The organism is Streptomyces liliiviolaceus, assembly GCF_018070025.1.
GTDB lineage: Bacteria > Actinomycetota > Actinomycetes > Streptomycetales > Streptomycetaceae > Streptomyces > Streptomyces liliiviolaceus.
In genome coordinates this window covers 6,892,003-6,915,060 of record NZ_JAGPYQ010000001.1, presented here as the reverse complement: position 1 = coordinate 6,915,060, position 23,058 = coordinate 6,892,003, and the positions used below count along the sequence as shown (strand labels likewise).

At 71.3% G+C, this 23,058-nt stretch carries 19 protein-coding genes; 7 read left to right on the top strand and 12 right to left on the bottom strand.

The window, feature by feature from the left end; genetic code table 11:
* The first annotated feature begins 88 nt into the window (after positions 1-88).
* A complete protein-coding gene (locus J8N05_RS29600; RefSeq protein WP_247706549.1) occupies positions 89-1,150 on the top strand; it encodes a bile acid:sodium symporter family protein in 1,062 nt (353 codons plus the stop codon).
* Here the strand turns inward: J8N05_RS29600 and J8N05_RS29595 are convergent.
* The 9 genes from J8N05_RS29595 to J8N05_RS29555 form a co-directional block, all read right to left on the bottom strand.
* Positions 1,089-2,324 (bottom strand): DUF4185 domain-containing protein, encoded by a 1,236-nt coding sequence (locus J8N05_RS29595; protein ID WP_210888266.1) that lies wholly within the window; start codon positions 2,322-2,324, stop codon positions 1,089-1,091. The two genes, J8N05_RS29600 and J8N05_RS29595, sit on opposite strands and share 62 nt — an antisense overlap.
* A 10-nt stretch (positions 2,325-2,334) precedes the next feature.
* Entirely contained in the window at positions 2,335-4,308 is a 1,974-nt protein-coding gene (locus tag J8N05_RS29590; RefSeq protein ID WP_210888263.1) for an exo-alpha-sialidase, read from the bottom strand.
* Positions 4,309-4,597: 289 nt separating this feature from the next.
* Complete coding sequence (locus tag J8N05_RS29585; protein WP_247706548.1) at positions 4,598-5,413, bottom strand: collagen-like protein; 816 nt, start codon at positions 5,411-5,413, stop codon at positions 4,598-4,600.
* Positions 5,410-5,682, bottom strand: a complete 273-nt coding sequence (locus tag J8N05_RS29580; protein ID WP_107016843.1) for a hypothetical protein — start codon at positions 5,680-5,682, stop codon at positions 5,410-5,412. The genes J8N05_RS29585 and J8N05_RS29580 overlap by 4 nt, the downstream gene beginning before the upstream one ends.
* A gap of 235 nt (positions 5,683-5,917) precedes the next feature.
* Positions 5,918-6,781 (bottom strand): formate dehydrogenase accessory sulfurtransferase FdhD, encoded by an 864-nt coding sequence (gene fdhD, locus J8N05_RS29575; RefSeq protein WP_210888260.1) that lies wholly within the window; start codon positions 6,779-6,781, stop codon positions 5,918-5,920.
* 7 nt (positions 6,782-6,788) lie between these two features.
* Complete coding sequence (locus tag J8N05_RS29570) at positions 6,789-7,649, bottom strand: 2Fe-2S iron-sulfur cluster-binding protein (protein ID WP_210888258.1); 861 nt, start codon at positions 7,647-7,649, stop codon at positions 6,789-6,791.
* Positions 7,646-9,469: an NAD(P)H-dependent oxidoreductase subunit E gene (locus tag J8N05_RS29565; protein ID WP_210888256.1), complete on the bottom strand. Its 1,824-nt coding sequence runs from the start codon at positions 9,467-9,469 to the stop codon at positions 7,646-7,648. Before J8N05_RS29565 ends, J8N05_RS29570 begins: the two co-directional genes overlap by 4 nt.
* Before the next feature lie 6 nt (positions 9,470-9,475).
* A complete protein-coding gene (locus tag J8N05_RS29560) occupies positions 9,476-11,401 on the bottom strand; it encodes a molybdopterin oxidoreductase family protein (RefSeq protein ID WP_210888254.1) in 1,926 nt (641 codons plus the stop codon).
* A 66-nt stretch (positions 11,402-11,467) separates the two neighbouring features.
* Complete coding sequence (locus tag J8N05_RS29555; RefSeq protein WP_210888252.1) at positions 11,468-12,439, bottom strand: 2-dehydropantoate 2-reductase; 972 nt, start codon at positions 12,437-12,439, stop codon at positions 11,468-11,470.
* 341 nt (positions 12,440-12,780) lie between these two features.
* Between J8N05_RS29555 and J8N05_RS29550 the strand changes: the two genes are divergently transcribed.
* The 5 genes from J8N05_RS29550 to J8N05_RS29530 all read left to right on the top strand — a co-directional run bounded on the left by J8N05_RS29550 (position 12,781) and on the right by J8N05_RS29530 (position 16,984).
* Complete coding sequence (locus tag J8N05_RS29550) at positions 12,781-14,103, top strand: OFA family MFS transporter (protein WP_210888250.1); 1,323 nt, start codon at positions 12,781-12,783, stop codon at positions 14,101-14,103.
* Positions 14,090-14,251 carry an MFS transporter small subunit gene (locus J8N05_RS29545; protein ID WP_210888248.1) on the top strand — a complete coding sequence of 54 codons (162 nt, stop codon included), beginning with the start codon at positions 14,090-14,092 and terminating at the stop codon, positions 14,249-14,251. The genes J8N05_RS29550 and J8N05_RS29545 overlap by 14 nt, the downstream gene beginning before the upstream one ends.
* Positions 14,252-14,458: 207 nt before the next feature.
* Positions 14,459-15,397, top strand: coding sequence for a beta-ketoacyl-ACP synthase III (locus tag J8N05_RS29540; RefSeq protein ID WP_210888245.1), 939 nt, complete (start codon positions 14,459-14,461; stop codon positions 15,395-15,397).
* A gap of 150 nt (positions 15,398-15,547) precedes the next feature.
* A complete protein-coding gene (locus J8N05_RS29535) occupies positions 15,548-16,228 on the top strand; it encodes a GntR family transcriptional regulator (RefSeq protein WP_210888242.1) in 681 nt (226 codons plus the stop codon).
* 75 nt (positions 16,229-16,303) lie between these two features.
* Positions 16,304-16,984 (top strand): TetR/AcrR family transcriptional regulator, encoded by a 681-nt coding sequence (locus tag J8N05_RS29530; protein WP_210888239.1) that lies wholly within the window; start codon positions 16,304-16,306, stop codon positions 16,982-16,984.
* Positions 16,985-17,053: 69 nt separating this feature from the next.
* On the opposite strand, the gene J8N05_RS29525 is transcribed toward J8N05_RS29530, so the two are convergent.
* The 3 genes from J8N05_RS29525 to J8N05_RS29515 all read right to left on the bottom strand — a co-directional run bounded on the left by J8N05_RS29525 (position 17,054) and on the right by J8N05_RS29515 (position 21,349).
* A complete protein-coding gene (locus tag J8N05_RS29525) occupies positions 17,054-18,667 on the bottom strand; it encodes an FAD-dependent oxidoreductase (protein ID WP_210888236.1) in 1,614 nt (537 codons plus the stop codon).
* A 60-nt stretch (positions 18,668-18,727) separates the two neighbouring features.
* Entirely contained in the window at positions 18,728-19,696 is a 969-nt protein-coding gene (locus J8N05_RS29520; protein ID WP_210888234.1) for an AurF N-oxygenase family protein, read from the bottom strand.
* Positions 19,697-19,813: 117 nt separating this feature from the next.
* A complete protein-coding gene (locus J8N05_RS29515; protein WP_210888231.1) occupies positions 19,814-21,349 on the bottom strand; it encodes a flavin-containing monooxygenase in 1,536 nt (511 codons plus the stop codon).
* Between the two features lie 395 nt (positions 21,350-21,744).
* Between J8N05_RS29515 and J8N05_RS29510 the strand changes: the two genes are divergently transcribed.
* A complete protein-coding gene (locus J8N05_RS29510; protein WP_107016858.1) occupies positions 21,745-22,926 on the top strand; it encodes an ROK family transcriptional regulator in 1,182 nt (393 codons plus the stop codon).
* Positions 22,927-23,058 lie beyond the last annotated feature (132 nt).

The following is a 23,058-nucleotide window of genomic DNA, read 5'->3' as shown; positions in this document are numbered from 1 at the left end:
GACGATGGAGAGGGCTCGCCCCGTCCGGGAAACGCCGACAAGAGCCGGCGACACCGGTGACACAAGACCCCCGCACCATCGGAGCACCGTGAAACGCCTGAAGTGGCCGTCCTGGCTGCCGATAGACCCGTACATCCTGCTGCTGCTCGGGACGGTGGGGCTCGCCGCCCTGCTGCCCGCCCGGGGGACCGGCGCCGAGGTCGCCTCCGGCGCCTCCACCGCGGCGATCGCCTTCCTCTTCTTCCTCTACGGGGCACGGCTGTCCACCCGCGAGGCGATGGACGGCGTACGGCACTGGCGGCTGCACCTCACGGTCCTGGCCTGCACGTTCGTCCTGTTCCCACTGCTCGGCCTGGCCGCCCGCGGCCTGGAGCCGGTGCTCCTGAGCCACGACCTCTACACCGGGCTGCTCTTCCTGACCCTCGTCCCCTCGACGGTCCAGTCGTCCATCGCCTTCACCTCCATGGCGCGCGGCAACGTGCCCGCCGCCATCTGCGCGGGCTCCTTCTCCTCCCTCGTGGGCATCGTGCTCACCCCGCTGCTTGCCGCGGCGCTCCTCGGCGGCACGGGAGGCGGGTTCTCCGCGGACTCGCTCCTGAAGATCGTGCTGCAACTGCTCGTGCCCTTCCTGGCAGGGCAGCTCCTGCGCCGCTGGATCGGCGGCTTCGTCGCACGCCACAAGAAGATCCTCGGCTACGTGGACCGCGGCTCGATCCTGCTGGTCGTCTACACCGCCTTCAGCGAGGGCATGGTGCAGGGCATCTGGCACCAGGTCAGCCCGCTGCGCCTGGGCGGGCTGCTCGCCGTCGAGGTCGTCCTGCTCGCGGTGATGCTGGCGGTGACCTGGTACGGGTCCAAGGCCCTCGGGTTCGACCGCGGCGACCGGATCGCCGTCCAGTTCGCCGGCTCGAAGAAGTCGCTGGCGTCCGGACTGCCCATGGCGAGCGTGCTCTTCGGCGCCCACGCCTCGCTGGCCGTGCTGCCGCTGATGCTCTTCCACCAGATGCAGCTCATGGTCTGCGCGGTCATCGCCAAGCGCCGCTCCCGCGACCCGGAGGCCGACCCGGAACCGCAGTCGGAGCAGCCCCTCAGCCAGGACCCAGCCGCAGGGTCACGAATCTCGGTCGGTACAGGGACACGTTCCGGCTGAGGTTGGCCTGCGCCGTCGCCCCGCCGTTCGCGTCCAGCCAGTTGACGTCGTAGCTCAGCACGAGCCCGCCCCCGCCGATCGCCGGATGGACCTGCGGGTTGTACGCCGCCACGCCCGCCCCCCGCTCCGGCAACGGCGGGCTGAAGCCCTTGCCGGGCCCGTGCCAGGGCCCGGTGGGGGAGCACGCCCAGTACGAGGTGACGGTCGTCAGTCCCTCGGTGCCCGCCGCCATCGTGAACAGGACGTACGTCCCCCCGTCGCGGGCCACGGTGAACGCGCTGCCCACCCCCTTGCTCCCGCCGTCGCCCAGTACCGGTTCCATGTGGGAGGGGATGGTCCATCGTTCGCCGTCCCAGTACCGCCAGGCATCCGGGTCCGCGAGCCGCCCCCGGGGCACGCGCGCGACGTACGCGTGCGACACGGGCCGGGCGGCGGCCCGCGCGTCGTCTCCGCCGAACACGTACGTCCAGTCCTCGTCGTGGGTCAGCGCGGTCGTGCCGAACAGCACCCGCCGCGCCGGATCCCGGACCTGCCGCTGGTCGAGGACCTGCGTGATGCCTTCGAGCCGCAGACCGGGCAGCGACAGCGTGGCGACCTCGGTCGCGGTCGGCACCCCGTAGACCCACGGGTACGCGCCGGTCGTACGGGTCCACAGCACGACCCGTACGACCTGCTCGGACGAGCCGGGGGAACGGGGTTCGACGCGCGCGGCCACCGGCCAGCGCCACTGGCCGGGCGCCGGGTCCGCGAACAGGGGGGCGGGCAGGGTGCGTTGCAGGCGCCCGTCCTTCATGACCACCGCCGAGTTGCGCACCAGCGGCGCGGTCGTGTCCCGCCAGGCGTAGGACTCGCCCGCCGGGTTCGGCGGTCGGTACACCTGGCCGAGGTAGGTGTCCGAGAACAGCCAGAGCACCCGTCCGTCCGGCAGCCGCACCGAGTGCGTACCGTCGCCGCCGGTCCAGTCGTCGGCCCGCGAGGCGTCGTCCCCGTACCGCGCGAACTCCTGCGTGACATTGGTGTCCGCGGCCCACGAGGTGACCTTGCGGGCCGTGCAGGCGGTGTCCCCGTCGTCGTCCTCGGGGAGGGCGGTGAGCAGCACCGCCCCGAGGACCAGGGCCAGGAGCAGCCCCAGCCCGGTCCCCGTGCGCTGTCGTGCTCGTGTGTCCTCGGGCACCCACGGGACGTTAGTGGCTGGCTGCCACGCGGTCCATGGGCAGCCACAGGACCGGGTTCCCGGTCACCGCCGTGTTGCCGGTGCGTACGCCGGCCAGTTCGTCGTCGCTCAGGGCGCGGTCGTAGACCCGGACGTCGTCGATCGCGCCGGTCAGGTGGGCGCGGCTGTCCAGCTTCTGGCCGACGTGCACCCCGAACGGCGAGTTCCGGCTCACCGATCCCGGTACGTCCGCCGCCGTGCCGGCCACGGTCCCGTCGATGAACAGCGTCAGCTGTCCCGCGCCCCGGCGCAGCGCCAGATGGTGCCACTGCCCGTCGTTGTACGCGCCGGTGGTGCGCACGGACGCCGAGCGGGGGGCGCTCGCGCCGTCCCGGGCCGTGATCAGGCCCTGGACCCGGCCGTTCGCGGGCTCCCCGCGCAGCCACACCTGCGGCTGAGTGGTGCCGACCCCGCCCATCCACAGGAACGGCTGCTCGCCCGTGGTGGCCGTGTAGCGGAACCACAGCGAGGCGGTGAAGTCCTTGTTCCCGAGCGGTAGTTGGCTCCGGTAGGGCAGGCGTACGGCGTCGTCGGTGCCGTCGAAGGCGAGGGCGCCGCCGAACACCCCGTCCGTTCCCGCCGCACCGCCGAGGACCGCCGCGCCGGGTGCGCGGGGAGCCAGATCGGGGGTGGTCGGGTCCGGGCCCCGGCGCGGGGTCAGCCAGTCCTCGGTGAACCGTGCGAAGCGGATCTCGTCGCGGGCGTCCACGGCGCCGCCCTCGTACAGCAGGCCCGCCGTGTCGGCCCCGATGCCGACCAGGTCGGAGTAGCCGGACCAGTCCGTCGTGACGACCGTGCCGCGGTCGACGCTGTCCCAGGTGCGGCCGCTGTCGTACGAGGAGCGGATCATCATCGTGCGGCGGCGGTCCGGGTCGCCGGGGCAGGCGAGCAGGATGCGGTCGCCCATGCGCAGCGTTGAGCCCTGGACCTGTGGTGTGTAGAGGTCGGGCAGCGCCTTGAAGTGCGAGGTGAAGCTGGAGCCGCCGTCGGTGCTGAACGCCTGGGTGCGGTGGCCGAGATCGGTGCCGTCCTGCTCGCGCCCGCTGACCAGGACCGTGCCGTCGGCGCGCTCGGTGACGGTCATCTCGGACGGCTTCTGCCGGAACGTGCCGTCGGCCGCGATCGGCCACGAGTCCGTGGCGCCGATCCGCCAGTGGTCGCCGCCGTCGTCGCTGACGATGAGCGCCGCGTGGTTGGCGGAGACGCGGCTGCCGTCCCACGTCTCGGTGTTGACGGCGAAGACGAGCCGGCCCACGTGCTTGCCGCGGGTCAGCTGGATGCCGTGCACCGGCCCGGTCGCGTACCAGGAGTTCCAGTGCGCGGGCAGGATCTCGTCGCTGAGGTCGCGGGGCTCGGACCAGGTGAGCCCGTCGTCGTCGCTGTGCTGCAGGTGCGGGGTGCGGTCGCACGGGACGGCGCAGTTGCCGCCGTCGGTACGGCCCGTGTTGTACGTCTCGGCCAGGACGATCCGGCCGGTCTTCCGGTCCACCATCGGGGCGGGGTTGCCGTGTGTGTCGCCCGCGCCCTCGTTGATGACCTGCAGCGGGCCCCAGGTGCGGCCGCCGTCGGTGGAGCGCTTGAGCACGATGTCTATGTCACCGGCGTCGCTGCAGTCGTTCACCCGGCCCTCGGCGAACGCCAGCAGGGTGCCCTTCGTCGTCCGCACGACGGCCGGGATCCGGAAGCAGGCGTAGCCGGGGTCCTGGGAGGCCTTGAAGAGCACCTGCTGCTCGAACGCGGCGGCTTCGGAGGTTGCCTCGGCGGCGGCTTCGGTGGCGGCTTCGGTGGCGGCGCCGGGTGCGGCGGCGGTCCCGGCGTGTCCGGTGCCCGGCAGCCCGAGCAGCGCGGTGAGGGTGAGGACCGCCGTCAGAGCGCCTGTGACGGCGGTCCTCCACGGTCTGGCCGTACGGGGGGTTCGGAGGCGTGCGCGAAGACTTGACGGCATGGTGCGACCTGCCCTTCATGCGTCTGCTGCGTCTCTGGCGACTCGTGTGTCTCTGGCGACTCGTGCGTCTCTAGTGACTCGTGCGTCTCTTGGGACTCAGGGGTCTCATGCACCCGGACATCTGGACATCCGAACATCTGGACATCCCACGTCCTGACTGCGCGCCACAGACGCTACTGGGCTCCCAGGCACCTCACAAGAAGCGCGCACGGCCGTGGCGCGAGAACTTCCCGCACACCGGTGCCGGTGTGCGGGCGGGCGTCGCCCGTGGGCAAGTCCTCGTGCCTGTCTAGGCCCTGACGTTCCGTCGTCTGCGCCGCAGGAGCAGCGGTGGCAGCAGGAGGATCCCCGACGGGTCGGCGGGCGGGGCCTGCGCCGCGGCCTTCCGGCAGATCAGCGCGTCGGGGTCGTTCGCGGGCGCCTGGAGGCTGTAGCCGTCCGGGCAGGCGGGACCGGGGTCGCCCTTCTCGCCCTTGTCGCCCTTCTCCCCCCGGGGCCCGGTGTCCCCTCTGGTGCCCTGGTAGCCCTGCGCGCCGTCGGGGCCGGGCGGCCCCGCAGGTCCTCCGGCCCCGTCGGCGCCGTTGTTCCCGTTCGCGCCGTTGGCGCCGTCCGCGCCGTCGGTCCCCGGAGGGCCCTGCGCGCCGGGCTCTCCCGAGGGGCCCGGCGAACCGGACGGGCCCGGCGGCCCGGGTTCGCCGCGCGATCCGCTCTCCCCGCGCTCCCCGCCGGGGCCCGGCTTGCCACCGGCACCCGCCGCACCGCCCGCCCCGGTCGCGCCGCGCTCGCCCTTGGCACCCGGCCGGCCGTGTGCCGCGGTGGGCACCCGCACCCGGTCGAGCAGGTCGTCCACCGCGTCGGAGGGGTCGGGGGCCGCGGGAGTGCCGCCGCCGGCCTCCACCTGGGCGCGCAGCGCGCGTACGTCCTGCGCCAGCGTCGACACGGCGTCACCGCGCCGGTCCGACTCGGCGCGCAGCTCGTCGGCCCTGCGGTCACCGGCGTCGATCCGCGCCCACAGGATCACCGCGACACCGCTGAGCGCGATCAGCACACAGACGAGGAACATGCTGCGCCAGCGCACGGCGAGCACCCGTTGGAACCTGCTCACGGTGCCCCTCCGAGTCGGTCGATGTCGAGACGGAGGCGAGCGATCTCCGACTGGTCGGCGACGTGCATCGTCGCCAACTCGTCGATGCGCGAGTCGCGTTCGGCGATCTGCCGTTCCAGCCGGTCGCGCTCGGACTGCAGTTTCTCGGTCAGGCTCGAAAATCCGTTCAGGGCGTTCTCGCCCCGCTTTCCCATATACGCCACGAGGGCCGCGCCGAGCACGCCCACGCAGGCAAGTAACGAGCCGAACAGGGTCGTGCCGGCATCCAAGTAACCGCCTCCTACCCGGACGACGGGCCGTATGGCGGCCCGTTCGAGGTCGTCAGGAAAACGAGACGGGGGCCGACGGGGTACGCGCGGGGCGCGGCGGTACCTCCGGATGAGTGCTGATGGAGCGTCAGATCGGCGCGTACCACCGCTCTGTGGGGGTGAGGCGGGGCCCCTCCGGCGCAGGGGGCGCTCCCCGCCGGATCGGGGCCCCGCCGCCGTGCAGCGGGGAGACCGGTCAGCCCTGGGCGGCCGCGGCCTGCAGAGCGATGCGGTGCTCGCCCGCGTACACGTTCATGGAGGTGCCCCGCAGGAAACCGACGAGGGTCAGATTGGACTCGGCGGCCAGGTCGACCGCGAGCGACGACGGCGCCGAGACCGCGGCGAGCACCGGGATGCCCGCCATCACCGCCTTCTGGGCCAGCTCGAAGGAGGCGCGTCCCGAGACCAGCAGGACCGTGCGGGAGAGCGGCAGTGAGCCGTTCTGCAGGGCGCGGCCGACCAGCTTGTCGACCGCGTTGTGCCGGCCCACGTCCTCCCGGATGTCGACCAGCTCGCCGTCCTCGGTGAACAGGGCCGCCGCGTGCAGGCCCCCGGTCCGGTCGAACACGCGCTGCGCCGCGCGCAGCCGGTCGGGGAGGCTCGCGAGCAGTTCGGGCCCGAGCCGTACCGGGGGAGCCGTGTCGCCGTGCGTGTCGTCGATCGTCCAGCGGGCCGTCGTGCGGACCGCGTCCAGGCTGGCCTTGCCGCACAGCCCGCAGGACGACGTCGTGTACACGTTGCGTTCGAGCGTGATGTCGGGGATGACGACGCCGGGCGCCGTCCGGACGTCGACGATGTTGTAGGTGTTCGAGCCGTCCACGGTGGCGCCGGCGCAGTAGACGATGTTCTGCAGTTCGTCCGCCGCGCCCAGCACCCCCTCGCTGACCAGGAAGCCCGCCGCGAGCGCGAAGTCGTCGCCCGGGGTGCGCATCGTGATCGCGAGGGGTTTTCCGTTGAGGCGGATCTCCAGTGGTTCCTCGGCGACGAGCGTGTCCGGACGGGCGGAGACCACCCCGTCGCGGATGCGGATCACCTTGCGTCGTTCCGTGACTCGTCCCATGTCCTGATCAGTCCCGGTTCTGTACGTGCTGGTAGCCGAAGCGGCCCTTGATGCAGAGGTTGCCGTGGGTCACCGGGTTGTCGTGCGGTGAGGTGACCTTGACGATCTCATTGTCCTGTACGTGCAGGGTGAGGTTGCAGCCCACTCCGCAGTAGGCGCACACCGTGGTCGTCCCGGTCTGCGCCGACTCGTCCCACGTACCCGCCGCGCGCATGTCGAACTCCGATTTGAACGAAAGCGCACCCGTCGGGCACACCTCGATGCAGTTGCCGCAGTACACGCAGGCCGAGTCGGTGAGCGGGCCGTCGTGCTCCACGGCGATCCGGGCGTCGAAACCGCGGCCGACGACCGAGATGGCGAAGGTGTTCTGCCACTGGTCCCCGCAGGCGTCCACGCACTTGTAGCAGAGGATGCACTTGTCGTAGTCGCGGACGTAGAGGTCGTTGTCGATCCTCGGCTGCTCGTCGACGCAGGCCGCGTCGGGGCCGAACCGGTCGGGCTTGGCCTCGTACTCCTTCAGCCAGCCGGCGACCTCCGGTGTGGTCGACAGGTCCACGGAGGACGCGAGCAGCTCAAGGACGACCTTGCGGCTGTGTCTGGCCCGCTCGGTGTCCGTGCGCACCTCCATGCCCGCCTCCGCCTTGCGGGAACAGGCCGGGACGAGGGTGCGGGCGCCCTCGACCTCGACGACGCAGACCCGGCAGGCGTTCTTGGGGGTGAGGGTGTCGCCCTGGCACAGGGTCGGCACGTCCTTGCCCGCCGACCGGCAGGCGTCGAGGATCGTCGAGCCCTCCGGCGCCCGTACGGACTCCCCGTCGATCCGGAACTCCAGCAGACGGCGGGGGATCCCCAGCGATGTCACGGTCATTCGTACGCCCCCAGGCGGTCGATGGCGGATTCCACGGCGTTCCACGCGGTCTGTCCCAGACCGCAGATCGAGGCGTCCTTCATGGCCCGGCCCACCTCACGCAGCAGCGTGATGTCGGCCGCCGCGTCGGCTCCGGTCCGCTCGACGATGCGGTGCAGGGCCTCCTCCTGGCGCACGGTCCCGACCCGGCACGGCACGCACTGCCCGCACGACTCGTCGCGGAAGAACTCGGCGATCCGCAGCAGCAGCCGCGGCAGCGGCACGGTGTCGTCGAAGGCCAGCACCACCCCGGAGCCGAGCGTCGTGCCGGCCGCCCGGGTGCCCTCGAAGGTGAGCGGGATGTCCAGCTCGTCGGGCCGTACGAAGCCGCCGGCCGCACCGCCGAGGAGCACCGCGCGCAGCCGCTCGCGTACGCCCGCCAGTTCCAGCAGCTCGCCGAGCGTGGCGCCGAACGGCAGCTCGTAGATGCCGGGCCGGTCCACGCTGCCGGACACGCAGAACAGCTTCGGCCCGGTGGAGGTGCCGGTGCCGATCGCCGCGTACGCCGGGGCGCCCATGGTGAGGATCGGCAGGACGTTGACCAGCGTCTCGACGTTGTTCTCGGCGGTCGGCTTGCCGAACAGACCCTTCTCCACGGGGAAGGGCGGCTTCGACCGCGGTTCGCCCCGGTACCCCTCGATGGAGTTGAAGAGGGCGGTCTCCTCACCGCAGATGTAGGCGCCCGCGCCGCGCCGGATCTCGATGTCGAAGGCGTACCCCTGGCCGAGGACGTCGTCCCCGAGCAGCCCGCGCGCGCGTGCCTGCCCGATGGCGTGCTCCATGCGGCGCAGGGCCCGCGGGTACTCGCCGCGCAGATAGAGATAGCCCTTGTGCGCGCCGACCGCGTACGCCGCGATCGTCATCGCCTCCACGAGGGAGTACGGGTCGCCCTCCATGACCACGCGGTCCTTGAAGGTGCCCGGCTCGGATTCGTCGGCGTTGCAGACGAGGTAGTGCGGATGGTCGGGCTGGGACGCCGTGGCCTGCCATTTGCGGCCGGTGGGGAAGGCGGCGCCGCCGCGCCCGACCAGGCCCGCGTCGGTGACCTCGCGGATGACCCCGGCGGGGCCGATCGCGAAGGCCTGCCGCAGGGCCGTGTATCCGCCGTGCGCCCGGTAGTCGTCGAGCGACGCCGGATCGACCACGCCGACCCGGCCGAGCAGCGTCAGCGAGGGGTCCCCGGCCTGCGGGACCGCCAGCGCGGCGGCCGGCTCCTCGGGCGCCGAGTCGGGCGAGCTCGCCGCCAGCACGGCCCGCTCGACGGTGGTGGGCGCCGACACGGCCGTACGCACCGGGTCGCCGGCCTTGACCGCGAGCGCGGCCGGGGCGCGTTCGCACAGGCCGAGGCAGGGGCTGCGCTCGACGCTGACGCCGCTGCCCGGGCCGAGGCGGGCCTCGACCTCGGCGCACAGCTCCGATGCGCCCGCCGCCGCGCACGCCAGGTCCGTGCACACGTGCAGGACCGTCGCCGGGCGCGGCTTCACCGAGAACATCGCGTAGAAGGTGGCGACCCCGTAGGCCTCCGCCGGCGGCACGGTGAGCCGCCGGCACAGGTAGTCGAGGGCGCCCTCGCTGATCCAGCCGATCCGGTCGTGGACGGCGTGCAGCCCCGGCAACAGCAGGTCACGACGGTCCCGGGCCGCTCGCCCGCCGCGTGCCCACCTGAGGTCGGCGTCCGACCGGTCGGCGCCCTCCCACGAAGACTCCGGAGGGCCGAGCAGCGTGTCGATCGCCGCCTGTTCCTCGTCCGTCGGTTTGCTGTCACCGAAGTGCAGGTCCACTTGACATCACCTCACTTGAGTAGCGACCGGCAGTTTTTCGATCCGGATCGCCGACGCCTTGAACTCCGCCGTCCCCGCGATCGGGCAATTGGCCTCGATCGTCAGCTGGTTGGTGTCCACCTCGTCGGGAAAGTGCATGGTCATGAACGCGAGCCCGGGCCGCAGCGCGGTGTCGACCCACACCGGGGCCACCACCGACCCGCGCCGCGAGGAGACCTGGACCTGCTCGCCGACCACCACGCCGTAGCGCTCCGCGTCCTCCGGGCACAGCTCGACGAACTCGCCCCGCCGCATCGGCGAGGCGAAACCGCCGCTCTGCACCCCGGTGTTGTACGAGTCGAGCCGCCGCCCGGTGGTCAGCCGGATGGGAAATTGCTCGTCCGTCAGATCGACGGGCGGATCGTGCTGCACGAGCCCGAAGGGCGCGAGCCGGCCCCGCGCCGCCGGGTCGGACTCCCACAACCTGCCGTGCAGATAGGTCGGTTCGAGCCGGTCGGTCCGCGGGCAGGGCCACTGGATGCCCTGATGCTCCTCCAGCCGCTCGTACGTCATCCCGTAGTGGTCCGGGGACACCGAGCGCAGCTCGTCCCACACCGCCTCGGAGTCCTCGTACTTCCACTCGTGGCCCATGCGGGAGGCGAGGTCGCAGAGGATGTCGATGTCCTCGCGGGCCTCGCCGGGCGGGACGACCGCCCGCCGCACCCGCTGGACCCGCCGCTCGCTGTTGGTGGTCGTGCCCTCGGTCTCGGCCCAGCCGGCCGTCGCGGGCAGGATCACGTCCGCCAGCTCGGCGGTCTTCGTGAGGAAGATGTCCTGGACGACGAGGAAGTCCAGGGCCTTCATCCGGCGTACCGCCTGCTCGCTGTCGGCCTCCGACTGCGCCGGGTTCTCCCCGATGCAGTAGACGGCCTTGAGCGAGCCCTCCTCCATGGCCTCGAACATCTCCGTCAGGTTCATCCCGTAGTGCGGCTGGATGACGGTGTCCCACGCCGACTCGAACTTCAGCCGGGTGTCCGGGTCCAGGATGTCCTGGAACCCAGGCAGCCGGTTGGGGATGGCGCCCATGTCACCGCCGCCCTGCACGTTGTTCTGTCCGCGCAGGGGCTGCAACCCGGAACCGAAGCGGCCCACGTGCCCGGTCAGGAGCGACAGATTGATGAGCGCCCGGACGTTGTCCGTGCCGTTGTGGTGCTCGGTGATGCCGAGCGTCCAGCACAGCTGGGCGCGCTCGGCACGGGCGTAGGCGTGCGCCAACTCCCGTATCGCCGCGGCCGGTACGCCCGTCACCTTCTCCGCGAGCGACAGCGTCCACGGCTCGACGAGCTGCTTGTACTCCTCGAAACCGGTGGTGGCCCGCGCGATGAACGCGTCGTTCGCGAGGCCCGCCCGGATGATCTCGCGGCCGATCGCGTGGGCCATCGGGATGTCCGTGCCCACGTTCAGTCCGAGCCAGCTCTCGGCCCACTCCGCCGTGGAGGTGCGGCGCGGGTCGACCGCGTACATCCGGGCGCCGTTCCTGATGCCCTTCAGGACGTGCTGGAAGAAGATCGGGTGTGCGAAACGGGCGTTGGAGCCCCACATGACGACCAGGTCGGTGTGCTCGACCTCGGCGTACGAGGAGGTGCCGCCGCCCGAGCCGAAGGCCGCCGACAGGCCCGCCACGCTGGGCGCGTGGCAGGTGCGGTTGCAGGAGTCGACGTTGTTGGTGCCCATGACCACGCGGGCGAACTTCTGCGCCACGTAGTTCATCTCGTTGGTCGCGCGGGCGCAGGAGAACATGCCGAACGCGTCGCGCGCCGCGCCCAGGCCCCGGGCGGCCCGGTCCAGGGCCTCGTCCCAGCTCGCCCTGCGGAAGGGTTCGTCGCGGGAGTCACGGACCATGGGGTACTGAAGTCGGTTGTACACCTTGGGAGTTCGGTCGCGCTTCCTCATACGGCGGTCCTCGGGTTCTGGCGGGGGCTCCTCATGCGTGGCTCCTCGGCTTCCGCGCGGGCCGCCTCATGCGGCGGTCCTCAGGGCGAGCAGGTCCGAGATGGCGTGGACGGTGCGGAGCGTGGGCACCGGCACGTCGGTGATCTCCGCCAGTTCGACGACGGCGGCGAGCAGCACGTCGAGTTCGAGCGGTTTGCCGCGCTCCAGGTCCTGGAGCGTGGAGGTGCGGTGGTCGCCGACCCGCTCCGCGCCGGCGAGGCGCCGCTCGATGGAGACGCCCACCCGGCAGCCCAGTGCCTCGGCGACCGCGAGCGTCTCGGTCATCATGATCTCGATGACCCGGCGGGTGCCGCCGTGCAGGCACATCTGCCGCATGGTGGCCCGGGCCAGGGCGCTGATGGGGTTGAAGGAGATGTTGCCGAGCAGCTTGAGCCAGATGTCGTTGCGCAGGTCCGGCTCCACCGGGCACTTGAGCCCGCCGGTCACCATGGCCTCGCCGAACTCCGTGCAGCGCACCGAGACCGTACGGTCGGGCTCGCCGATGGAGAACCGGGTGCCTTCGAGATGGCGGACCACTCCGGGGCCCGCCAGTTCGGTGGCCGCGTAGACGACACAGCCGATGGCCCGGGAGGGCGCGATCACCGCACTGACCGCGCCGCCGGGGTCCACGCTCTCGACGCGGTGGCCGTCGTGCGGGCCGCCGTGCCGGTGGAAGTACCACCAGGGAATGCCGTTCTGCGCGGCGATCACCGCGGTCGAGTCGTGGAGCAGGGGCTCGATGAGCGGCCCGCACGCCGCGTACGAGTTGGCCTTCAGGCCGAGGAGGACGAAGTCGACCGGGCCGACCTCGGCCGGGTCGTCGGTGGCGTGGGCCCGGGCGGTGAAGTCACCGCGCGGGCTGAGCACTCGCACTCCGTGCTGCCTCATGGCCGCGAGATGCGGTCCACGGGCGATGAGGTGCACATCGGCACCCGCGCGATGCAGCGCGGCTCCGACGTAGGCGCCGATCGCACCGGCGCCGAGAACTGCCACTTTCACTGGGGGGCTCCGTTCGGTCGAGGGTACCGAGGAGACGCTGAACAGCGTGAACCATGTCGACTGAATATTGTCTACAGTATGGGAGTTGGGGCAGCAAGGGTTCGCGCAGCACCTGGCACGCGGCGTTCGTGGGTACCCGCGCGGGTTGGAGTCGGCTCAAGGGCTCGCTGAGGGTCGCCTCACGAACACCCTTGGTAGAGACACGGAGTTCGGCCGGAAATTCCGTTCGTCGGCCGAAACCGACCGTTCACCGCACCCCGCATACCGTTCACCGCATACGGTCGACCAGTTCGGGTGGAGCGACTTCCCAACTGAACAACCGCTTCCTATCGTCCGGGATCATGAGTCCCCCTGTAGCCCCACCGGGCTGGAGCCGCTGGCTGGTCCCGCCCGCGGCCCTGTCGGTCCACCTCTCCATCGGACAGGCCTACGCCTGGTCCGTGTTCAAGCCCTCCCTGGAGTCCGCGCTGGACCTCAGCGGCACCCAGAGCGCCCTGCCCTTCCAGCTCGGCATCGTGATGCTCGGCCTGTCCGCCGCGTTCGGCGGCACGCTCGTGGAGCGCAACGGGCCGCGCTGGGCGATGACGGTCGCCCTGATCTGCTTCTCGTCGGGCTTCCTGCTCTCCGCCCTCGGCGCCGCCACCGAGCAGTACTGGCTGATCGTGTTCGGCTACGGCTTCGTCGGCGGCATCGGCCTCGGCATCGGCTACATCTCGCCCGTCTCCACGCTCATCAAGTGGTTCCCGGACCGGCCCGGCATGGCCACCGGCATCGCCATCATGGGCTTCGGCGGCGGCGCGCTGATCGCCTCGCCGTGGTCCGCGCAGATGCTGGAGTCCTTCGGCTCCGACAGCTCCGGCATCGCGCTCGCCTTCCTCGTGCACGGACTGACGTACGCCGTCTTCATGTCGCTCGGTGTGCTGCTCGTGCGCGTGCCGCGCCCCGCGAAGACCGCGGCCGACGGCACCCCGGCCCCGCTGGAGGGCGTACAGGTCTCCGCGAACAGCGCCGTGCGCACCCCGCAGTTCTGGTTGCTGTGGATCGTGCTCTGCATGAACGTGACCGCGGGCATCGGCATCCTGGAGAAGGCCGCGCCGATGATCACGGACTTCTTCGCGGACACCTCGACCCCCGTCTCGGTGTCGGCGGCGGCCGGTTTCGTCGCGCTGCTCTCGGCCGCGAACATGGCGGGCCGCATCGGCTGGTCCTCCACGTCCGACCTGATCGGGCGCAAGAACATCTACCGCGTCTACCTGGGCGTCGGCGCGCTGATGTACGCGCTCATCGCGTGGGTCGGGGACTCCTCCAAGCCCGTCTTCATCATCGCCGCGCTGGTGATCCTCTCCTTCTACGGAGGCGGCTTCGCGACCGTCCCCGCCTATCTGAAGGACCTCTTCGGGACCTACCAGGTCGGCGCGATCCACGGGCGGCTGCTCACCGCCTGGTCCACCGCCGGGGTCCTCGGACCGCTGATCGTCAACTGGATCGCGGACCGGCAGGAGGAGGCAGGCAAATCCGGAGCGTCCCTCTACGGACTGTCACTGGTCATCATGATCGGGCTGCTCGTGGTCGGGTTCGTCGCGAACGAGCTGGTCCGGCCCGTGGACGCCCGCCATCACGTCCCCGCCCAGAACCAGAAGGAGGCCGCCGATGTCCACGAGTGACAGCAGTCCGCCCGACGGCGCCGCGGCGGACGGCCCGGTCCCCGACCGCCGCCCGCTGATCGTCTTCGCCTGGGTCTGGGTGGGAGCGCCGCTGGCCTATGGTCTGTACGAGCTCGTACAGAAAGCGACCCAGTTGTTCACAGGATAGGCACCCGCCCGCCTTCCCGGGCGGGCCGCCGGGCGTGATCATGGGATAGGTACCCGAACGTCCGCTGGAGGGGTGTTCGGGCGTCCGAGGGTCTGACGGAAGCCGACAAGGGTGGCGCGGCAATCCTGTGACTTTACGTGCCCGCGTACCCGTGAGTACCTGATCAGACTGGTGAGTCCCGTTACCCCGGCAAGCAAGGGACCGCCCATGAACGGCTCACGCATCACCGCCGTCGGCCATTACCAGCCCGCCAGGGTTCTCACCAACGAGGACCTGGCGGAGCTGGTCGACACCAGCGACGAGTGGATCACGAGCCGGGTGGGCATCCGTACCCGCCACATCGCCGGACCCGACGAACCGGTCGACGAGCTGGCCGCGCACGCCGCCGCCAAGGCCCTGGCCGCAGCCGGCCTCACCCCCGAGGACATCGACCTCGTCCTGGTGGCCACCTCCACCGCCGTCGACCGGTCACCGAACATGGCCGCCCGGGTCGCCGCCCGCCTCGGCATCCCGTCACCGGCCGTCATGGACCTGAACGTGGTGTGCGCCGGCTTCACGCACGCGCTCGCCACCGCCGACCACGCCGTACGGGCCGGGGGCGCCAGCCGCGTCCTGGTGATCGGCGCCGACAAGATGTCCGAGGTCACCGACTGGACGGACCGCACGACCTGCGTCCTCGTCGGGGACGGGGCGGGCGCCGCCGTCGTCGAGGCCGCCGAGGAGTCCGCCATCGGACCGGTGCTCTGGGGCTCGGTGCCCGAGATGGGACACGCGGTACGCATCGAGGGCACCCCCGCGCGGTTCGCCCAGGAGGGCCAGAGCGTCTACCGGTGGGCCACCACGAAGCTGCCGGCCATCGCCCGCAAGGCCTGCGAGCGCGCCGGAGTCACCCCCGAGGACCTCGCCGCGGTCGTGCTGCACCAGGCGAACCTGCGGATCATCGAGCCCCTCGCCGGGAAGATCGGCGCCGTGAACGCCGTCATCGCCCGCGATGTCGTCGAGTCCGGCAACACCTCGGCCGCCAGCATCCCGATGGCCCTGTCGAAGCTCGTCGAACGCGGCGAGATCTCCACCGGCGACCGCGTCCTCCTCTTCGGCTTCGGCGGCAATCTCTCGTACGCGGGTCAGGTCATCCACTGCCCGTGACCTGCGGGTTCGACAGAGTGTGACGAGGCCAACTCCCCCTCGGCCTGGCCATTGTGCGCCGTAGACTGTAGACGAAAGACAATTGATACTGGCTTTCAGGCTGCCGTGCCGTCAGCGCACACGCCGCCACTGCCCAGGAGGGGGACCGCGATGTTGTCGACCGGACTGCCGCAGGGGTCCGTGCCGAAGCTCGAACGGCCGGGTCCGCTCAGGGACCGCGTCTACGAGGCCCTGCTCGAACTGATCACGACACGCGCCCTCCAGCCCGGTCAGCACCTGGTCGAGAGTGAACTGGCCGGGCACCTCGGCGTCTCCCGGCAGCCCGTGCGCGAGGCGCTCCAGCGGCTGAACACGGAAGGGTGGGTCGACCTGCGGCCCGCCCAGGGCGCGTTCGTGCACGAGCCGACCGAGGCGGAGGCGGACCAACTCCTCACCGTACGCACCCTGTTGGAGGCCGAGGCCGCCCGGCTCGCGGCGGCCAACACGGGCACCTCAGGCATCGCCGACCTGGAGGAGCTGTGCGCCGAGGGCGAGGCGGCCGTGGCCGCCGACGACGTCGACGCCGCGGTCGCGACGAACGCCCGCTTCCACGCCAAGGTCATGGACCTCGCCGGGAACACGGTCCTCGCCGAACTGGCCGCGCAGGTCGACCGGCGCGTGCGCTGGTACTACACCCCGGTCGCCCGGCAGCGCGGGCAGCAGTCCTGGATCGAGCACCGCGACCTCATCGCCGCGATCGCGGCCCGCGACGAACAGCGCGCGACCGAGGTCATGCGCACCCACACGGAACACACCCGCAGGACCTACCACGCACGCCCGCGTGACCAGTAGGGGCACGCCCGCCCGCGTGACCAGTAGTGGTTCGTCGTGTCCGTGCCTTCGCCGGGACGTCGATAGTGTGGCGAGATGGCTGACAGAACCGGCGGCGAGCCGCAGACCGACGGGCGCTCCACCCGCTGGGACGACCACAAGGCGCAGCGACAGCTCGACCTGGTGGACGCGGCGGTGGCCCTCATCGAGGACGAGGGCACGCGCTTCAAACTGCAGCGGCTGGCGGAGCGCGTGGGGCTGCCGCGGTCGGTGCTCTACCGCCACTTCAAGGACCGCGCCACGCTGGAGGAGTTGATCCGCCGGCGGGTGGTGGAGTCGTTCATGCGGGGGATCGAGCCCACCCTCACCTTCGACGGGACGATCGAGGAGTCCGTGCGGCGCGTGGTGGGCGCGCATCTGGACTGGGTGGCCCAACACCCGCGCCTGTACGCCTACATGGGCGTCGGGGAGCACGCCATGGGCGACGGATCGCTGGTCGCGGACACCAAGGCGGCCATCGCGCAGATGCTCAGCGAGCGGTTCGGGGACGTGCTGAAGGCGCTCGGGGTGCCCGAGGTGCCGATCCGTTCGGTGGCGATCGGCATCGTGGGCTTCGTGGACACCTCCGTCAACCAGTGGGTGCGCGACGAGCAGCGCGAGCTGTCAGAGGAGGAACTGCGCGAGATGCTGTGCCGTTCGGTCTGGGCGGTGCTGGACGCGACACTGCGGAGCCTGGGCGTGGAGCTGTCGCCGCAGCAGCGCGTGGCGGATCTGTAGGCGTTTTCAGCCGGATCGGCGGAGGGCTTGAGCACTCCGCCCCGGGCCTCGTGGGTGTCGGCGTGGGTATCAGCCGCGTGCGGCGGCCGGGACGGCCTGCGCGGCCCGGTGCAACGACTCGGTGTCCGTGAACTTCACGCGCGGGCGGCCCTGGGCCTCGCCCGCCGCCCGTTCCGCACGGTCTATCGCGTGCCAGGCGTCCACTCCCAGCGCGTCCGTCGTCGTACCGACACCGCCGCGTACCGCCTGTGCCAGGCGACCGGCGGCGAAGTCGTCCAGGAGGGACTCCACCGTCTCGTGGGCGCAGGTCTTGTTCGTCCCTATGAAACCGGTGGGCCCGCGCTTGATCCAGCCCGCGACATAGACGCCGACGCCGACCCTGCCGCCCTCGTGGGGGACGGTCGCGGTGTCCTCGTCGAAGGGCAGGCCGGGGACGGGCCGGGCGCGGTAGCCGACCGAACGCAGGACGAGGCCGGTCTCCAGGGTCCGGGTGTCGCCGGTGGGCAGAGCGCGTACGGTGCCGTCCTCGTCCGTGTGCAGCGAGGTGGCGGTGACCTCCAGGGCCCGGACGGAGGTGTCCCCGGTGATCCGCACCGGACCGGTCAGGAAGCGCAGCACGATACGGCGGCGGCCCTCGACCGGCGTCCGGGCGGCGAGCTGCGACAGGAGCCGGGTCTTGTCGGTGGCGGAGGGGTCCAGGTCCTCCGGCCAGCCCTCGACGACGACGTCCACGTCCTTGAGGGCGGAGAGGGCCAGGAGCTCGGGCAGGGTGAACGCCGCCTGGGCGGGGCCGCGCCGGCCCAGAAGGACGACCTCACGGATCTTGCTGCCCCGGAGCGCGGCGAGCGCGCGGTCGGAGATGTCGGTACGGGCCAGCGCATCGGGGTCGGCGGTGAGGATGCGGGCGACGTCGAGGGCGACGTTGCCGTTGCCGATGACGACGGCCCGCTCGGTGTCCAGGTCGTACTCGTCGTGCGCGCGGTCGGGGTGGCCGTTGTACCAGGCGACGAAGTCCGTCGCGGAGGCGCTGCCCGGCAGGTCCTCGCCCTCGATGCCGAGCCGTTTGTCGGTCGCGGCGCCGACGGCGTAGATCACCGCGTGGTGCTCGCGCAGGAGATCGCCGTGGGTGAGGTGGGTGCCGACCTCGACGCCGAGGCGGTAGCTGAAACCCGGCTGGGACTCGATGGTCCGGAAGAGCCGGGTGACCTGCTTGGTGTCCTGGTGGTCCGGCGCCACACCGGCCCGCGCGAGACCGTACGGCGTCGGGAGGCGGTCGTGGACCGTGACGCGCACCCCGGGGTGGCGCAGCAGTTCGTCGGCGGCGAAGAGACCGGCGGGGCCCGCACCGACGACGGCGACGGACAACTCGCCCGCCGGAAGCGCGCGTCGCCGGGGCACGACGTACATGGGTGCGCGGTCGGCGTGCGGATTCTCCTTGTAGTAGGTGGCGTTCAGTTCCAGGAACGGCAACTCGGCGCCGCCGAGGGCCGTATGGGGTTTGAGCGCGTCCACCGGGCAGGCGGTCGTGCAGGCACCGCAGTCCACGCAGGTGAGCGGATCGACGTACAGCATCTCGGCCGTCGCGAAACCGGGTTCGCCCGGCGCGGGGTGGATGCAGTTGACCGGGCAGGCCAGCACGCAGGAGGCGTCGGCGCAGCAGGATCGGGTGACGACGTACGGCACGGCGGGCTGGTCTCCGTTCGGGAAAGGACGATGCGCGGCTGACGCGCGGCTGGTGGCGGCTCAGTCGGTGTGCAGGGCGGGCTCACCGCGGAAGCGCGCCGGGCGGCCGTCGATGCGCAGGGCCCTCCACAGCGGCCGGGACACCTTGTTCATCAGGCCGATGTCCTGCGCGAGCATCCGTACGTCGGAGAAGAGGTCGTGGAGCATCCGCTGCCCGGCCTCGGACTTCCAGAAGACGTCCTTGACCACCCAGGCCGGGATGCCGACCTGCGCGGCGGACCTCCGGTCGGGGATCATGATGACGTCGCACAGCGTCCGCATGATCAGCGGGAAGAGGAGCGACAGGGCGCCGCGGCGGACCTTGCCGAAGCGCGGGACACGCAGGCGCAGGAACTCATGGGCGAAGGAGATGTGCCGGGCCTCCTCGGCGATGTGGATCTGCATGATCCGCTGCGGGAGGGGGTGCACCGGCTCCCCGCTGCGCAGGGCGCCCTTCTGCAGATGGTCGATGGGCTCCTCGCCGGCCAGGATGCCGGTGAAGAACGCCTCGGGGTAGAGGGAACCGGCCAGCGGCAGGACCCGGCTCAGCTGCCGGAACCAGCGCCTGCCGCCCGCGGTGTCCACGCCCGTGCGGTTGACCAACTCCTGGAACATCTGGGTGTGGTGGGTCTCCTCGGTGATCTCGTGGGTGAGATACCTGAACTCCTCGTCCCGGTTGTCCAGTTGGTAGATGTAGTCCAGGGCTCCGCGCATGAGCAGGTTCTCGAACTGCATGCCGACCTTCGCGATGACCGCCCAGCGCCAGATCCCGATCCGGATCCGCGCTTCGAGCGACTGCTCCTGGTACCAGGGGTGGGCGCCCAGGGCGTCCGCGCTGGTGAGCACCCAGCGCGGGTCGTCGAGGTCCACGGCGAACTCGGGGTCGTTCCACTTGATGTCGACGAAGGCGTTGAAGTTGACGTTCACGGAGCCCTCGGACAGGGTCCGCAGGCGCTCGTCGTAGAGCTTCCTGGTCAGGTGCGTGGTCATCTTCGTCCTCGGTTGTCTGCTCGGCCGCCATGGGGGGAGGAGGCGGGTGCGCGGGCCGGTGCGTTGCTCTGCGGTCGTACGGGGCTGGGGCTCGTGGTGCGGGTGCGGGTCGGACGGTCAGGCGACGCGCGGGGCGTCCTGGGCGTCGGCTGCGGCGTCTGTGGCGGACGTGCGGGCGGCGGCCGGTGCCCCCGCCCGGGCGAAGTGCAGCGGGCCGTCCTCGATGGGGGCGTCCCGGAGCATGGCGCGGTCGCGGTAGTAGTTGTTCCACAGCCGCCACGGGGCGCGGGTGCCCTGGCGCGGCATGACCTCGTCGGCGCGGGTGATGTAACCGGAGGTCAGCGCCTCGCCCATGACGGAGGCCGCCGAGCGGTCACCGTCGGAGGCCACCGGGGTGGCGATGTCGTGCCCGTGGCGCCGCATGTACGTGATGAGCCGGGCGGTGTAGTCGGCCGCCAGGTCCGCCTTCAGGGTCCAGGAGGCGTTGGTGTAGCCGATGACGAGGGACATGTTGGGGACGCCCTCCAGCAGGACCGCCTTGTAGAGGACGCGGTTCCTGACGTCCACCGGGCGGCCGTCGACGGTGAGCGCCATGCCGCCCAGGAGGCGGACGTTCAGCCCCGTGGCCGTGACGACGATGTCGGCCTTCAGCTCCTCGCCGGACGTCAGCCGGATGCCGTCGGCGGTGAAGGTGTCGATGTGGCCGGTGGCGATCGACGCCTTCTTGCTCTTGAGCACCTTGAACAGGTCGCCGCCGGGGACGACGCACAGCCGCTGGTCCCAGGGCTTGTACGCCGGGCTGAAGTGGCGCATGTCGACGTCCTTGCCGGCCCGGGCCCTTACCAGCCCGAGGAGAATCCTGCGGGCGAGGCGGGGGTACTTGCGGCAGAAGGCGTAACTCCCGCGCTGCAGGGCGATGTTGCGGGCGCGGGCGATCCTGTGCGTCAGCCGCGCCGGGGCGCGCAGCAGCTGAAGGACGCGGGTCAGCGGGTCGATCTCGGGCAGCCCGAGGACGTACGTGGGGGAGCGCTGCAGCATGGTGACGTGCGCCGCGTCGTCGGCCATCGCGGGCAGCAGGGTGATGGCGGTGGCCCCCGAACCGATGACGACCACGCGCCGCCCGGTGTGGTCCAGGTCCTGCGGCCACTGCTGTGGATGGACCAGGGTGCCCCGGTACTCCGCCTCGCCGGGGAACCGCGGCCGATAGGGGGTGTCGTAGTCGTAGTAGCCGGTCGATCCGATGACGTAGCCCGCGCTGTACGACTCGCGCTCGCCGGTGCTCTCGTCCTCGACCTCGACGGTCCAGCGGCCGGTGGCGTGCGAGAAGTCGGCGCCGATCGCCCGGCGGCGGAAACGGATGCGCTCCAGTACGCCGTCGTGGGCCGCGGTGTCCTCGACGTACCGCCGGATCTGCGCGCCGTCGGCGAGGATGCGCGCGTCGTGCCAGGGGCGGAAGCCGAATCCGAAGGTGTGCATGTCGGAGTCGGAGCGGACACCGGGATACCGGAAGAGGTCCCAGGTGCCACCGACGCGGGCCCGGCGTTCCAGGACGACGAGCGAAGCGCCCGGAATGTCACGCAGTACGTGGCATGCGGCACTGACACCGGAGATACCGGCGCCGATGACCAGGACGTCGACGTGCTGCTGCTCCATCGCAGGGATCCTCACTGACGGCTACTCAGAAACGTGGCTGGGCTTCAGCGCGCCCATCGCAACTTACCTGCGACACGGTGTTTCAGATACCCCCGGTAACGTGTCGTAGATCACAGCAATGGCCTCGAAGGCGGTCGATTCGCACCGGTCTGCACCCCGTCAGGGGCGCGGGGAACTGCGCGACCAGCCACGACGCACCCGCGGCCAAAAACCACCCCCGGGCGGAGCCCGAACTGCCCCGCGCGCCACCGGCGCACGCTTCTTTGTCCACTCAGTGGAAAAAGTAGTAGGTAATTCCTGCGCAACTTCTTCCCACCCCCGGCAGCCACTGCTACGTTCCCCTCGAAAGACAACGACGGCGGTGCCGATGAGGCGGGGAGGGGCTCGTGAGACGTATGACAGCGCGACCCGGGAACGCCCACCAGGCGCGGCTGCTCAGACTGCTGCGTGACGGCGGCCCCAACTCGCGGGCGCAGCTGGGGGACCAGGTCGATCTCTCCCGGTCCAAGCTGGCCGTGGAGGTCGAACGGCTCCTGGAGACCGGCCTCGTGGTGGCCGACGGACTCGCCGCCTCCCGCGGCGGCCGCAGGTCCCACAACATCCGGCTCGCTCCGGCGCTGCGCTTCCTGGGCGTCGACATCGGGGCCACGTCGATAGACGTCGCCGTCACCAACGCGGAGCTGGAGGTGCTGGGACACATCAACCAGCCCATGGACGTACGCGAGGGCCCGGTCGCGGTCTTCGAGCAAGTCCTGTCCATGGCAGCGAAGTTGAAGGCATCGGGACTCGCCGAGGGGTTCGACGGCGCCGGCATCGGGGTACCCGGTCCGGTTCGCTTCCCCGAAGGTGTCCCGGTCGCCCCGCCGATCATGCCGGGCTGGGACGGATTCCCCGTCCGCGAGGCGCTGAGTCAGGACCTCGGCTGCCCCGTCATGGTCGACAACGACGTGAACCTGATGGCGATGGGGGAGCAGCACGCGGGCGTGGCCCGCTCCGTGGGCGACTTCCTCTGCGTCAAGATCGGTACCGGTATCGGCTGCGGGATCGTCGTCGGCGGTGAGGTCTACCGCGGTACGACGGGCAGCGCGGGCGACATCGGCCACATCCAGGCCGTACCGGACGGCCGCCCGTGCGCGTGCGGCAACCGGGGCTGCCTGGAGGCCCACTTCAGCGGAGCGGCCCTGGCACGCGACGCCACGGACGCCGCCCACCAGGGGCTTTCCCAGGAACTCGCGGCACGACTGGAGGCGGCGGGCGCCCTGAGCGCCATCGACGTCGCCGCCGCCGCTGCCGCGGGGGACGCCACCGCGCTCGATCTGATCCGCGAGGGCGGTACCCGCACCGGCCAGGTCATCGCCGGACTCGTCAGCTTCTTCAACCCGGGCCTGGTGGTCATCGGCGGCGGAGTGACCGGCCTCGGCCACACCCTGCTCGCCGCGATCCGCACCCAGGTCTACCGCCAGTCGCTGCCCCTCGCGACCGGCAACCTACCCATCGTCCTGGGCGAGTTGGGCCCCACCGCCGGAGTCATCGGCGCGGCCCGTCTCATCAGCGACCACCTGTTCTCACCCGCGTAACACCCGCTTCCAGAGCCGCGTACACGCCACTTCTGTCTGAGCCGACCCCGTAACCGGAAATCACCTCTTCCCGAGCCGCTTTCCTTCCGAGCCGCCACCACCCTGGCTTCGCCCTGCCTCACTCCGCCCTGC